We start from the raw sequence: 12,846 nt of genomic DNA, 5'->3' as shown, positions 1-12,846 counted from the left end.
AAGGGTTGGAATTTTTTTATCCAAGAAAATTCAAGTTTATCATGCAAAAATTTAGTTTCGCCCTAGGAAAATGATGTTTATCAACTAAAACTTTACATTCATTCTCTAACTTTGATCTTATCACTGCTCCCATACTTCAACAAAAGCTTAGCCCTCCTAAATTAGAAGAACTGAGCTTTCCGATTTATATAAACAACGCAAAAATGATTCCTGCAAGTCCGATAATCGCCATCGTATATACTGGCTTTACTGGCATTTCTCCGCGGTTTTCCATTGCTTTTCCAAACATAAAGAACACTAACGGATGAACGAGAAACGGCATAGAGAAAATAAACGGAATTAAAAGCGAAGCTTCAGAACCAAACATCCCTTCCTGTATGGCGGCAAATAAACCGAAATGCGATATGGCTGACGCTTGTGCCATCGCTGCATAATCGATACCGAGCGAACTTAAGCCAAGAAAGGCTAAACCACCGAACACCGCACAAATTTGCCAGCCGAATGAAAATTGCATTAAAGCCGTCACTTCATAACGATCTTCACCATTTGCTTTCCGCAAGTTCATTAAGGACAGCACTGTGAGGATGACCCCAATAGCAACAATTATTAATGCTGGTGTTAGCCACAAGCTTCCTCGATCAGCACTGACAGCTAATACGGAGAAAACGAAAATGTGACCGAAAAATGGGATATTAATCATAATTGGGGCACGAGTTGCCGCGACTTTCCCAAAGTCACCAGCTGTACAAGCACCTGTTAATCCTGAGTGAGACAAGGCACCAGCCATACCTGGCGCTAAATTTCGTGCATTTGCAGTTCGCGCGAAAAACATTAAAAGGGCAATACCACCAAACATCCATAAAAGCTGTCCAAAAAATCCATAAACAAGTACGGCATTGACACCTGGAATCGTAAATGCATCACCTATACGTGAGCCACCTATTAAGAAGTTAGCAGCGAGCACAATTGGAATTCCGGCAAAGAGAAGTGCACGCAGCGTCGGACCAAACGTCCATTTGTAAAAAAACGCCCCAAGGCTAGCCGCGATCATCATCGCATAGAAGATCTGTGGTAACGCAATGAGCGGAGCGACAACTTGAGCAACATAATATGAGCCGAGAAGAATTCCGATGAGGCCAGCTATCTCGATGATTCCTTTACGTAAATACTGATGTTTATTTGATATCTTCGCTTTATTATCAATAAGAATGACAGCACCGATGAGGCCAATGTAAGCAACGATCGGATAATACGCAGCGAGCATATCTTCTGTCCCAGTACGTAGTAAAAGTCTCGTAATCCCTTCAATACCGAGTAGTAAGAAAAAGGCACGTAAAATAAAAAATAGCTGCGTTCGGCTTGTCCCGAGAATAACCTCTTCATCTGCCGGGACGACCATATCATCGATATCATCCAGTGATTTTTTTCCTAAGATTTTGCGAAGCTCTTGACCTCCTACAAAGAAAGACACCGTCAATGCAATTATCGTCGTTTTCGCCATTAAGTCGATAAACGGAAAGTTTTCAAGACCAGGTGTCGATACTCCGCTCATTTCAAGAATATACCCAAGCGCGAGACCAAATAAGACTATAATTAATATTGGTGAATACCTCGTTCCAGCCACGACCGTTCTAGATATGAGAACGATCGGAATGAGGAAGAGCAAAATAATCCAAAACTGATTTAGCAATTGCAAATTCGTAAGCTGATCTACGATCTCCATTCAAATCCCCTTCGTCTATATAAAGTCGTCTTTACTTTGCACAAGTATTTATCATACCTTAAAACAGCTGTGTAAACAATTTACGAAAGCGTTAACACGAAGATGTTGTAATATTTTTTTTTATTCGACAAGTGCCGTACACTTGTCGAATCTCATGTACGAAGATTTATCCGCGATAATGTAACTTTATCCGGTATAAAATTAGGGATTTTCCGCTAACTAGAAACATTCTAAATGGACAAGCTACCTCGCATTTAAACATAATGCTGGAACGAAATTTACTTTTTGTGAAATATTACATTGACACACATAGTAATATGTAATAAATTATACATAAAGAGGTGAAATAATATGAGTAGTACCATATCAAAAGAACTTATTCGTGGAAATACCGTGACAATTATTTTGAACATCCTTAGACAAGGTGACAGTTATGGTTATGAGATTTATAAATCGATCATTGAATTGAGCGAAAACGAGTATGAGTTGAAGGAAGCGACGTTATATACCGCATTTCGTCGCTTAGAAAAAGAAGGCCATATCGCATCTTACTGGGGAGATGAAACACAAGGCGGCAGAAGAAAATATTACCGAATTACCGAAGATGGAAAGAATTTGTATGAGCAAAACAAAGCAGAGTGGCTATTTGCAAAAGATGTACTGGATAAATTAATCCAAGGAGAGATGAACAATGAAGAAAAATAATCATATTGATCAAAAAGTGAGCCGTTATATTGACCAGCTGTTTGCAGATGTAGGAGAAAGCCAGCAGCTTTTTGAATTAAAAGAAGAGTTGAGTACAAATATGAAAGAAAAAATTTCAGACTATAAAGAACGCGGTATGGAAGAAGACCAAGCGTTTAAAGAAGCGATCGTTTCAATGGGCGATCTTAGCGGACTTGTTGATGATTTGAGGAAACACGGACAAGACTCAGCAAAGAAGTCCGTTTATTCCTCTATGACCAATCGCATTTCTTCGGCAGGTCTTGTAGCTGGTATATTGCTGATTTTATTCGGGATCTTAGTCTCTTTAATGATGTTTTTCTTAGGTGTTCCAACTGTCAGCGTAACAGGTCCATTAGTCTTCATCGTAGCTGGCGGCGCTTTGATCACTTACGCTGCACTCACAAAAGAGACGCGTAAAAAATACGGAATGAACAAAATTAGAGCTTCACTATTCACTTTAGCAGTCGGGCTCATCTTATTTGGATTTTTTGTCTCAGCGTCATCCGGTTTTGCTACTGGAGAAGCATTTATCGCTGTTGCATCCTCGATGTCTTTCTTAATCGCTGGAGTCGGGTTACTTTTATGGATGATTTTAACAGGAAATGACCGAAAAAAATCATAAAGATAAGTTAGAGCTAGGCATTCAGTGTGCCTAGCTTTATTATGGATAAAGCCTTATCGTTCTAACATTAAAGTGAACCTCTCCAAACCCAATCGTTTTTATGAAAAACCTTGATTTGAGCTGTTGTATCTGATGTTCTCTCGAACATGTTGCCACGGTAAAACACAGGAAACTCCTTATGTTCGAGTTGCAAACGTGGTGGTTTTTTCTTAAATTTCCTTCCTTCGGAAAGGACGATTGCTTTTTCTTCTTCCCAATTACGGTAATGAGAACGATAACTTTTGACCTTGCCAAAAGCTGTTGCAATTGCCCCTCTACGGAAATACGAAGGAAATTTATAAAAAAGAGAGTTAAACTCTCGGTATTTCGGAAGAGGGTTTGATTTCGTTGTATGAATGAGCTTTTCTACCAACGGAACGATCGATTTCGTCGTCATATCATCAAGATGATCAAACTCTTTTTCGATGATATCAATAATGAAAGATAAAGCATGATTATACACTTCTAACGTAGCATCGAAGATGCGAGAATGATTCGTAATCTTGTGAGATAACGTTTTAGCTATTTTCATCATCAAACCCTCCTTCCAAAACTTTCATTTATATGATAGATTTATCATATCAAAATCAAATTTAGTTGTAAATTGAAAAGGGGATTAAAATGACTGATTATAAAAAGAATAGACACGCATATTTTAAGTTGACTTATCATTTAGTTATCGTTACAAAATACAAACATAAATGCATCAATGATGATGTGATGAAAAGGTTGAAGGAAATATCAGAAGATTTATTTTCGAAATGGAATTGCGAGATGATCGAGATGAACGGTGAAGAAGACCACATACATATCCTTTTCGACGCACCTCCTCAAATAAATCTAGCAAACACCATCAATAGCTTTAAAACCGTCACTTCTCGATATATTCGCAAAGAATTCCAAAATTACCTAAGTAAATACTATTGGAAACCGTATTTTTGGAGCAGAAGTTATATGGTATTAACGACTGGCGGAGCGACAATCGATGTAATAAAAAAATACATTGAAGAACAGGGAGAATAAGACCTTAGCGACTAACCCCCACTAAATCAATAGATTTTGAAGGGGAATGCGTCGCTAATTTTTTTGTTCAATTCTTCTTTTTCTCTAATTTGCCTCCGGTTGAAGAAAGTAAGAAGACTAAGAATTCAGCACTATACATACGTAAACACGAATTCAGATAACGACGTCATTCCCCTACTGCTACTTGTTGGTCTGTTACCACTGGTTCTTTTTTAAATAATATTGCGTTTCCTGCTAAAAGAACGATTCCGAGTAAGGCCAAAAACGTTCCAACAGCGATGAAAACAGGAGACGTTCCAAAAGTTTGGACGAGAAATCCACCAATAAGCGGTGATGCGAGAACGGTAAGGCTAATGGCCGAATTCGCAATTCCAGATACTCGGCCGATATCTTTTTCCGTCGTTTCGGTTTGAATTAAATACTGAAAAGTGATCGTCAACAATCCAACACCTAAGCCACCGAAAAAGCCTAATATGATCGGCAAAATGATTAAAAACCCTTCGCGTAGTAAACCGATTCCTCCAAATGCACCACCGATTAAGAGCATACCCGCTCCAAACAGCAAACCATAGTGCGTTAGCTTCTTAAATCGATTTAACACGATGATCATCGTGACAGCTCCTAATCCCGTTGCCCCCATTAGCCAGCCAGCGATTTCCGGAAGGTTCGGTGCGATTTCACGGAACAGTATTGGGAACTGAAAATCAACCATTTGTAATGCTGTAAATCCAAGTACCATCGCCAATAAGCTTACGTACAACACCCTGCTTTTATATACAATACGCCAGCCTTGACGCCATGAGGACCAGAAGCTTGATTCCACTTCCGTGACTTCAATTTTTACCGTCGTTTGCTCTTTCATTTCTTTGTTTAACAGGATAAACAATAGAATGATAGCTGAAATCGTAAATGCAATTGCATTAATTAAAATACATAGCTTCGGTGATACAAAACCGATTAAAGTCGCACCGATAAACGGACCGACTATTTTCGATAGCTGATTGACTGTCCCATTTAACGTAACTGCCTTTAAAATAAGTCGTTCTTCCACGACAAGCTTAATTAACCCTTGCTGGGCAGGACTGTGTAAGACGTTGACGGTCGCACGTAACGAAATAATGACTAAGGCAAGCCATGGTGTATTTGTAAATAATAAGGCAGCAGTCAAAACTGCTGTCGTTATATCGGAGATCATCATCATTTTCACTTTATGATACTTGTCAGTCATAACACCAGCTAACTGACCAAACAACACTTGTGGTAAGGCAAAAGCGACCGGAATGAGTGCAATCGTTAGCGGACTTGCATACCAAACATAACTAAATAAAATGATGATGGCGACCATGTCAAACCAGTGGCCAAGCATCGAAACTGAATAGGAAGCGAACAGCTTCATAAAAACTTTATTCTGCCAAATCGTGGTTTCCTTCTCCATCTCTAAACATCCCTTCAAACAATCATTTTATGTTGTTTTAAGAATAATACATTCATGTCAGAGGGATATCAGAGATATTGATCAAGTTCATTTTTTATGATCTCTTTTAACGAACGTAACTCGTACTGTTCGTACACCTCCTCTTTTTTCTGCACAATAAGCTCTGCCGCTTCTTCGAACGGAAAAACCGTAAGGAGCTTCTCAGCAACAAAAAGTGCAACTAATGTATGAATAACAAATTGAGTTTTATCAATGACCGTAAAAGACTGTGACAGTAAATCAGTTCCTCTCGTTCTTTTTCTTTGATGTAAATAATAAAAACCTTGAAGGATTAAAAACAAACCATATTCTCTTTGAAAGAAATGCTTTTCGAAAAATTGTTCTAATACGTCAATTTTTTCATCAGCTAGAGGAAAGTCGTTCACACATAATGCATACATCAGCCACCATAGCTGATAGAATCCATAAGACCCTGGAACTTCATCACTAATTGACTCATCAGCTTTGACAAGCTTTTCACGTGCCGCAGTATAACGATTTGCATAAAGATCTAGCAAAATTCGAAAAAGACCGTAGTCCTCATTGTTCCACGACTCACCAATTTCGTGAGCTTGCTCATATTTATGAAACATACGATCCATCTTACGTAGATCATTTTCTAGCAAAAAATAAAGCGCTAGTAAAGGAAATGCTCGTTTTTCAAATGGAATATTCGTTGTATGAATTAGCGTTCGAAAATCCCCTCTTAAAAACTGAATCACTCTCTGTCGGTCTTCTTCTAAAAACACACCAAACGTATTTTTTTCAATTAATTGATGCATTGCCTCGCCATGCCCATATAGATGGTATTTATTAATTAAATTCTGGGTGAGCTCTTGAAATTCTTCATCTTGTTCCATTCGAAAGACTAAAGCTCCTTCTCCTTTTGAAAAAACAAGTTTATACCCGAATCCTTTTACAGTTTCAATGTTGACTATGTCACTCCATGCTTTAAGCTTTTTACGTAATCTGTAAATGTGATCGTCAACGGTTCTGTCAGAAGGAACTTGCAACGGCCATACCGCATCAAGAAGCTGTTGGCGTGACAGTGCTCTATTCGCATGTTCATATAAATATTGAAGCAACAAAAATTCTTTGCGAAGCAGCTTCACTTCCTGGCTATTTATCGTTACTTTATAATCATTAATATCAAAAGATAAAGCCACGGTTAAGTCACCTTCCTCAGTTGAAAATCGTTCGTCGTTCGTTATCCATATCATACCATCTATTTCGGAAATGATCGTCATTTGAATGTTTATTCATTTAAGAATGATTTATTTGCACTCAGCCGCTTGAATACTCATGAATTGAAGCATACAAGTTTGAAGCTGCTTCAAATCTGTATGGTTCAGAAACTGAGAATTCAGCACTATACATACGCAGGCGCAAAATCAGACAACCTCCCTCTCCTCCACCTGCTAACGTAAAAAACAGCTGCATACCGATGTATACAGCTGCTTACTCATACAATTAAAGATGAATGTCGCCAACAATTTCTGGCAATGTTTCAAAATAATACTCAACATATTTCTCATGGGCAAGTTCAGCAATGAGTGACTCCTCTATTTCTTCAAACGGAATAACTTGTACATCTTCAACCATAATGATGTGGTAGCCGTAATCCGTGCGAACCGGATCGCCAATTTCATCGATTTCTTGCTCTAAAATCGCTTCTCCAAATTCAGGCACTAATTCTGCTATGAACGCTTCTGTATATCGTCCTCCATTTTCTACGCTTCCTGCATCGTCAGAGTACTCAGATGCTAATTCATGAATATCAGCACCCTCTACTAATTGTTCATAAAGATCATTCGCTAATTCAAGAGCCTCATCATCCGTGCGGACTTCATCCACCTCTCCATCAGCTGTCATTTCTTCTGTAGCGATTAAAATATGAGTAAAATCAGCGGTCGTCAACTCATCAGCAACTTCTTCGTAAAACGCAGAACTGTCTTCTTCTGTCACTTGCTCACGGAAGTACGACTCCATTTTAAACACGGACGTTAATGAATGTTTTATATCCTCTTCTGTAATGTTTAACGTATCGTATGCTTGCTCCATCGTCTCTTCATCATAAAAAGTGGCTAGTTGTTCCCAGACCGCTTCAGTTTGTTCGTTCACCCACTCATCATTTTCTTCATAAGAGCTTACGATTGCTTTTTCCATAATCAATTCTTGAATCACGTCAACTCGAAAGTCATGGTCATTAATAGGCATTTCCGGATTTAAAAAGGCTTGTACAGCTAAAAACGTTGCAAATTCATCTCCAGTAACTTCGCCACCATCAAACTCTGCAACGACTTCATCTCCTAAATCCGATTGATCTAATTCAGGGAATTCGATTCCGGACTCAGTCTCTCCCACTGCCTTATTACTTTCCTCATCATTTCCCCCACATGCACTTACGAGCAAAGCGATTGCAAAAACTACTACTAACATATTTGTCATTTTCAACTTCAATGCACGACACCTCATTCATTTATTCAATCGATCATCTTCAGATAAAACTTAAAGCCACCAGATTTCCTACTCGTTTCCCCTCCTAATTTTCATCCTATGAATCTTGCAGACTATCTAGCATAATCCGCCCGTAAGTATTCTGACTACTTCCTTCTATCGTTTAAGCAAGTACATAATATATTATACAACAGTATGATGAATAGCTGATGAATAACTTGGATATATAAAACTAGTTTATATACCTTAAAAAAGTGCTGAGCTAGTTCAGCGTGCCTTTGCATCTGAAAATTACAATCTTAATAGACTAGAATGATTCGACAGAGATAGTGGAATTGAATATAAAAATAGGTTGTTTGATCAAGCGTTAGAAGCCTTTGGTATTGAACACTCATTGAGTAAAAATGGAGCGTCTTATGATAATGTCGGAGAAGAGGCAACATTCAAACAAAGTTTGCTCGAGGGATGGTTTTCTCGGCACAAATCTTCTTAAATACGCAAAAGTAATAATGAGAATATCATTCCTAATGAAAATAACGTGGGGATAAACGAACCCAGCCATCCCTTGTATCTATATAAAATGAAAAACTCTGTTAAATATCCCCATGAATACTTTTTCATGCGATAATAATGGCAACAAGGTAGCTTTCGTTCAATATAGTGGCTATTGTAAGTCTAAAATACAGCGTTTCCATTGGAGGGATTTCTTTAAAATGAAAAAAATATGTTTCATTTTGTTATTTCTTGTGATCGCTTCATCCTGTTCCACAAAAGAAGAAACTGAAGGCTATAACATGACGTCTATTGAGGATCCTGATGAAAAAAACGACATTATAGAAATAGCTCAAGCTGCTGTCAAGGACATCCAAAGCATGAAGTCAATCATGATTGTAACTCAACAATTTACAGGCGATTCAATCAATGAGGAAACCACAATGCAAATTGATAATAACTTAATGTTTGATCCGCTTTCTTCAAGCGTACATGTATCGATGACCACATTAGGTCAAAACGTGGCATATGCCATGTATTCTAATGAAGATGCGACTTATTTCACAGAGAATCCGAACACTGAGAATGAAGCTTGGCAAAGACTTCCTGACACTGATCACGAAGAAATCATCGCAGATTATAAAAGTACCACTTCTTTCATCAATTATGACCTTTTACTTGAACATATAGACGAGTTAATTGTGAATGATGTTGACGATGATATAGATGACAGAGAGTATTATGAGTTGATCTTAAATGGAGACACTAATATTTATCATGAATTATTGACTCAAGATAATTTGGTTGATATAGCCGAGGAGCGAGCTTCTGTCGATGAGTTTTCATTATCGGTAAAGCTCGAAAAGGATACGGGTCATCTCATCGATTTCGATACAAAGATGTACGGTACAGTTGATTTCGATGGAGAAGTTATTAGCCTTTTTGAAACGATGACTTCATCTATTGAAGGCATTAACATATTTGAAGATGAAGATGAATACTTTTTAGTTCCAATCGGAGTTGAACGGTATATTGAAAATAATGAATAATTATTTCAGATTGACTCGATGGTGTTTATCTAGTATTTTTATAATTTTTTTTCAAAACGGTATAACTTTATTTAAATGATCAAACTTTATTTCAATTCAACACGTAATATTTCTTTTATAAATTGGAAGAACCCTTACGAAAGATTACTGAAAAAATAAATGAAAGAACCGGCTACCTCGTTGTAGTTGGTTTTTATTTTCTGTATGATTTCCACTCAATAATCCGATTACCGAATATCTATCGAGGACACTCGGTTTTATCTAAGCATGTTTTAAGGGTTTAGAATGATTTCTATTTAGGAGAGTTTCGATGAGGTTAAACTGGACTTATTTAGAATGATTCTAGTTAGCGGATAAACACGGATTTTTACAGGATAAAAGCCGATTTTCGCGGATAAAACGAAAATATTCAGGAATAAACTTAAATTTTTCAGGAATAAACAAGGTGTACAACAAAAACCATCCTAAAAACCCTGAAAATAAACGAGGTAAATCGCAGCTTATTCATATAAATTCTTATTCTATGAAAAAGACAGAGGATACGATGTCCTCTGTCTTTCTTTGAAAGAAGCAAGCTTTGTCAAGAATCCTAATGCAGCTTGATGAACGAGCCAGCTTCTTAATTTTCCATCCCAAACAACCATCTATCGACTACCTTTATTACCTTTTGTTTCGGTAAAAATACATCGTCAGTGGAGCGAAAATGACGATTATAATTCCTGACGCTATGAATGCCCAGACGATTTCATCAATGGCTGCGGTTCCCTCCATCAGTCCTCGGACAGCCGTCACTACAATTGATACAGGATTTAATTCAACAATTCCTTGAAGCCAGGATGGCATTGTCTCTGGATCAACGAATACATTGCTTATAAATGTAACAGGGAACAAAATCATCATACTGAAATTCATCAATGCTTTTTCAGTTCTCATGATTAACCCGAGTGTCGTCCAGATCCAGGACAGGCTGAATGCAAAGACGAGAAGTACGCCAATCGCTAAAATGACTCCAGATGCTCCACCTTCTGGCCTGAACCCGAGCAGGAGACCAAGTCCGATCATGACACCCGAGGCTATACTATAGCGGAGTGTATCGATTAAAAGTCCTCCTGTTAAAACGGATGGCTTCCAAATGGGCAGTGATCGAAACCGATCAAAAATACCTTTTGATACGTCTTTATTTAAGTCTACTCCTGTATACATCGTAATCATCGTGACAGTTAATACAAGAATTCCCGGCATGAGAAACTGCAAATATTGGTCAGCTGAACCAGCAATCGCTCCTCCGAACAAATAGGTGAACATAAGCAAATACATGATCGGAAATCCTGTAATATCAAACAATTGTTCAGGGACGTACTTTATTTTTAGCATTGCTCTCCATGCGAATGTCGTCGTCGATGATAATGCACTTGGACGATTAGGACGATTACGTTTAGAAATAGCTGACTGTAAAAGTGAGTCTGCATTTTTCTTAGATTGTAAAGTGGATATACTCATAGTGGTACCTCCTTTACTTTTTCGTTAGTCTTATTCTGATTTCCGGTTAAGGTTAAAAAGACTTCATCTAAACTTGGCTGTCCGAATGAAAAGTCAGCAAGTTGAATGCCTTCCTTTCCTATTTCCGTCAAAATCTCGGATACTTGCTCAGTATTTGAAATACGAACAGACAATGACGCTGAGTTTGTTGCACGCTGAACAGGAGTATTCAACTTATTCGTGAGCAGATGCTCTGCACGTGGTCTGTCATCAGAATGTACAAGTCGAATCAAAAAGGCCCCCGATCCAATCAATGCTTTTAATTCACTGCTCGTTCCTTCAGCAATCACTTTGCCATCTTCAATCACTGCGATCCGGTCAGCTAATTGATCGGCTTCCTCCAGGTATTGAGTTGTAAGCAACACCGTCGTCCCCGAATCAGCGAGCATACGAACAACTTCCCACACTTGATTTCTGCTCCGCGGATCTAGCCCTGTCGTCGGTTCATCGAGGAACAAAACCTCCGGTGAAATGACCGTACTCGCTGCAATATCAATACGTCGGCGCATCCCTCCAGAATATTTTTTTACTTGGCGGTGAGCTGCACCTTCAAGGTCATATGCCTTAAGAAGTTCCATCGCTCTTACTTTTGCTTCTCTCCAACTGTAGCCAATTAACCGAGCAATTAAAATCAAATTCTCCATTCCGGATAATTCCTCATCAACAGAAGCAAACTGACCGGTTAAGCTCACATTGCTCCGCACTTCATCAGCTTCTTTCACAAGGTCGTGCCCCATCACTTCTGCTTTTCCTCCGTCCGGCTTTAGAAGAGTCGCAAGCATTCGAACGGTTGTCGTTTTCCCAGCCCCGTTCGGCCCAAGCACGCCATATACAGTCCCTTTCTTTACTTGAAGATCAACCCCGTTTACAGCACGGGTATTACCAAACGTTTTCACGAGCCCTTTAGCATTAATAGCTAGCTCCGTCTGAGTGTGATCGTAATTCATGTTGGTCATATTCTTTCTCCTCCAATCTTCCTTTTTTATTAAAGTTGAGCTGCAGTCTCTTCAACTTGCTTCAATCCTTCATAAATAATCTCTTTACCTCTATCAGGAAACTCATGGTGTCCTTCAATGACACACGTCGTAATATTCGTTATCCCGAAAAAATTCAAATGATTTCTTACGAAATTTACAGCCATTTCAAAGCGGTCACCTTCCGCATAAACGCCTCCTCTAGCATTTAATAAAACGACCTTTTTATCTGTCAGTAACCCAGTTGCCCCTTCTTCAGAATAAGAAAATGTTTTTCCAGGATGGTGCATGTAATCGAGATAGGAGTGCAATACTGCAGGAACAGTTAAGTTCCATAGCGGAAACGCGATTACGATTTTGTCAGCTGAAATGAATTGCTCTAGTTTATCTGTCACAAATTGATGTATCACTCTCTCTTCCCTAGACATTGCCACGCCCTTTGCTGCTTTACTACTTGTCTTGATCAACTTCGACCCTAAATAAGGTAACGTCACTTCATACAAATCAACCTCTACGACGTTGTCATTTGGATTCAACTCTTTATATCGTTTTAAAAAACGATTATACATTTTGACACTAACTGAATTCTCTACTGGAAGGTCATTGGCTTTTACAAATAAAACAGTATTCATTCTTCATTCCTCCTAAAGTTTTTCTACTATCAGATTAACCATTTCAGCAGCAGAAAACGTCCTCTACATGTTTGAATTTCCCATACAAAAAAGGCC

12 protein-coding genes and 1 pseudogene are annotated in these 12,846 nt (G+C 38.5%); 5 read left to right on the top strand and 8 right to left on the bottom strand.

Annotation, left to right across the window (positions count from 1 at the left end):
• Positions 1 to 184 precede the first annotated feature (184 nt).
• Positions 185 to 1,723, bottom strand: coding sequence for a hypothetical protein (locus CD001_RS05060; protein WP_096186476.1), 1,539 nt, complete (start codon positions 1,721 to 1,723; stop codon positions 185 to 187).
• Positions 1,724 to 2,074: 351 nt separating this feature from the next.
• On the opposite strand from CD001_RS05060, the gene CD001_RS05055 reads away from it, so the two are divergent.
• Together CD001_RS05055 and CD001_RS05050 are read left to right on the top strand one after the other, a co-directional pair.
• The gene (locus tag CD001_RS05055; protein WP_096186475.1) at positions 2,075 to 2,428 is read left to right on the top strand and encodes a PadR family transcriptional regulator; all 354 of its coding nucleotides are present in this window, start codon (positions 2,075 to 2,077) and stop codon (positions 2,426 to 2,428) included.
• Entirely contained in the window at positions 2,415 to 3,071 is a 657-nt protein-coding gene (locus tag CD001_RS05050; protein WP_096186474.1) for a permease prefix domain 1-containing protein, read from the top strand. The genes CD001_RS05055 and CD001_RS05050 overlap by 14 nt, the downstream gene beginning before the upstream one ends.
• A 67-nt stretch (positions 3,072 to 3,138) precedes the next feature.
• On the opposite strand, the gene CD001_RS05045 is transcribed toward CD001_RS05050, so the two are convergent.
• Entirely contained in the window at positions 3,139 to 3,645 is a 507-nt protein-coding gene (locus CD001_RS05045) for a hypothetical protein (protein ID WP_142303544.1), read from the bottom strand.
• An 86-nt stretch (positions 3,646 to 3,731) separates the two neighbouring features.
• Here CD001_RS05045 and tnpA point away from each other — a divergent pair, with 86 nt between their 5' ends.
• Complete coding sequence (gene tnpA / locus CD001_RS05040; RefSeq protein ID WP_096186472.1) at positions 3,732 to 4,133, top strand: IS200/IS605 family transposase; 402 nt, start codon at positions 3,732 to 3,734, stop codon at positions 4,131 to 4,133.
• A 166-nt stretch (positions 4,134 to 4,299) separates the two neighbouring features.
• Here the strand turns inward: tnpA and CD001_RS05035 are convergent, their stop codons facing one another.
• The 3 genes from CD001_RS05035 to CD001_RS05025 form a co-directional block, all read right to left on the bottom strand.
• A complete protein-coding gene (locus CD001_RS05035; RefSeq protein WP_096186471.1) occupies positions 4,300 to 5,568 on the bottom strand; it encodes an MFS transporter in 1,269 nt (422 codons plus the stop codon).
• Positions 5,569 to 5,636: 68 nt separating this feature from the next.
• Positions 5,637 to 6,854 (bottom strand): winged helix-turn-helix domain-containing protein, encoded by a 1,218-nt coding sequence (locus CD001_RS05030; protein ID WP_096186470.1) that lies wholly within the window; start codon positions 6,852 to 6,854, stop codon positions 5,637 to 5,639.
• A 223-nt stretch (positions 6,855 to 7,077) separates the two neighbouring features.
• Positions 7,078 to 8,067: a foldase protein PrsA gene (locus CD001_RS05025; protein WP_179298605.1), complete on the bottom strand. Its 990-nt coding sequence runs from the start codon at positions 8,065 to 8,067 to the stop codon at positions 7,078 to 7,080.
• Between the two features lie 247 nt (positions 8,068 to 8,314).
• Here CD001_RS05025 and CD001_RS26805 point away from each other — a divergent pair.
• Both CD001_RS26805 and CD001_RS05020 read left to right on the top strand, forming a co-directional pair.
• A pseudogene (locus CD001_RS26805) lies at positions 8,315 to 8,512 on the top strand (IS3-like element IS655 family transposase); the annotation flags it as partial.
• Between the two features lie 265 nt (positions 8,513 to 8,777).
• Positions 8,778 to 9,605: a DUF6612 family protein gene (locus CD001_RS05020; protein WP_096186468.1), complete on the top strand. Its 828-nt coding sequence runs from the start codon at positions 8,778 to 8,780 to the stop codon at positions 9,603 to 9,605.
• Between the two features lie 660 nt (positions 9,606 to 10,265).
• On the opposite strand, the gene CD001_RS05015 is transcribed toward CD001_RS05020, so the two are convergent.
• Genes CD001_RS05015 through CD001_RS05005 form a run of 3 tightly spaced genes read right to left on the bottom strand, consistent with a single transcriptional unit; the run spans position 10,266 to position 12,750 of the window.
• A complete protein-coding gene (locus CD001_RS05015) occupies positions 10,266 to 11,105 on the bottom strand; it encodes an ABC transporter permease (protein ID WP_096186467.1) in 840 nt (279 codons plus the stop codon).
• Positions 11,102 to 12,091, bottom strand: coding sequence for an ATP-binding cassette domain-containing protein (locus CD001_RS05010; RefSeq protein WP_096190495.1), 990 nt, complete (start codon positions 12,089 to 12,091; stop codon positions 11,102 to 11,104). Before CD001_RS05010 ends, CD001_RS05015 begins: the two co-directional genes overlap by 4 nt.
• Before the next feature lie 38 nt (positions 12,092 to 12,129).
• Complete coding sequence (locus CD001_RS05005; RefSeq protein WP_096186466.1) at positions 12,130 to 12,750, bottom strand: FMN-dependent NADH-azoreductase; 621 nt, start codon at positions 12,748 to 12,750, stop codon at positions 12,130 to 12,132.
• Between the last annotated feature and the right edge of the window lie 96 nt (positions 12,751 to 12,846).

Origin of the sequence: Evansella halocellulosilytica (assembly GCF_002335745.1) — a bacterium.
In the GTDB taxonomy this organism is placed as follows: Bacteria; Bacillota; Bacilli; order Bacillales; family Salisediminibacteriaceae; genus Bacillus_CA; species Bacillus_CA halocellulosilytica.
This window is presented reverse-complemented; position numbering and strand designations above follow the sequence as displayed.

Excerpts from the sequence above, each read along its gene's own strand:
- CD001_RS05060 (WP_096186476.1), bottom strand. The coding sequence starts at position 1,723 with ATGGAGATCGTAGATCAGCTTACGAATTTGCAATTGCTAAATCAGTTT.
- CD001_RS05055 (WP_096186475.1), top strand. The coding sequence starts at position 2,075 with ATGAGTAGTACCATATCAAAAGAACTTATTCGTGGAAATACCGTGACA.
- CD001_RS05050 (WP_096186474.1), top strand. The coding sequence starts at position 2,415 with ATGAAGAAAAATAATCATATTGATCAAAAAGTGAGCCGTTATATTGAC.
- CD001_RS05045 (WP_142303544.1), bottom strand. The coding sequence starts at position 3,645 with ATGATGAAAATAGCTAAAACGTTATCTCACAAGATTACGAATCATTCT.
- tnpA (WP_096186472.1), top strand. The coding sequence starts at position 3,732 with ATGACTGATTATAAAAAGAATAGACACGCATATTTTAAGTTGACTTAT.
- CD001_RS05035 (WP_096186471.1), bottom strand. The coding sequence starts at position 5,568 with ATGGAGAAGGAAACCACGATTTGGCAGAATAAAGTTTTTATGAAGCTG.
- CD001_RS05030 (WP_096186470.1), bottom strand. The coding sequence starts at position 6,854 with ATGACGATCATTTCCGAAATAGATGGTATGATATGGATAACGAACGAC.
- CD001_RS05020 (WP_096186468.1), top strand. The coding sequence starts at position 8,778 with ATGAAAAAAATATGTTTCATTTTGTTATTTCTTGTGATCGCTTCATCC.
- CD001_RS05015 (WP_096186467.1), bottom strand. The coding sequence starts at position 11,105 with ATGAGTATATCCACTTTACAATCTAAGAAAAATGCAGACTCACTTTTA.
- CD001_RS05010 (WP_096190495.1), bottom strand. The coding sequence starts at position 12,091 with ATGAATTACGATCACACTCAGACGGAGCTAGCTATTAATGCTAAAGGG.
- CD001_RS05005 (WP_096186466.1), bottom strand. The coding sequence starts at position 12,750 with ATGAATACTGTTTTATTTGTAAAAGCCAATGACCTTCCAGTAGAGAAT.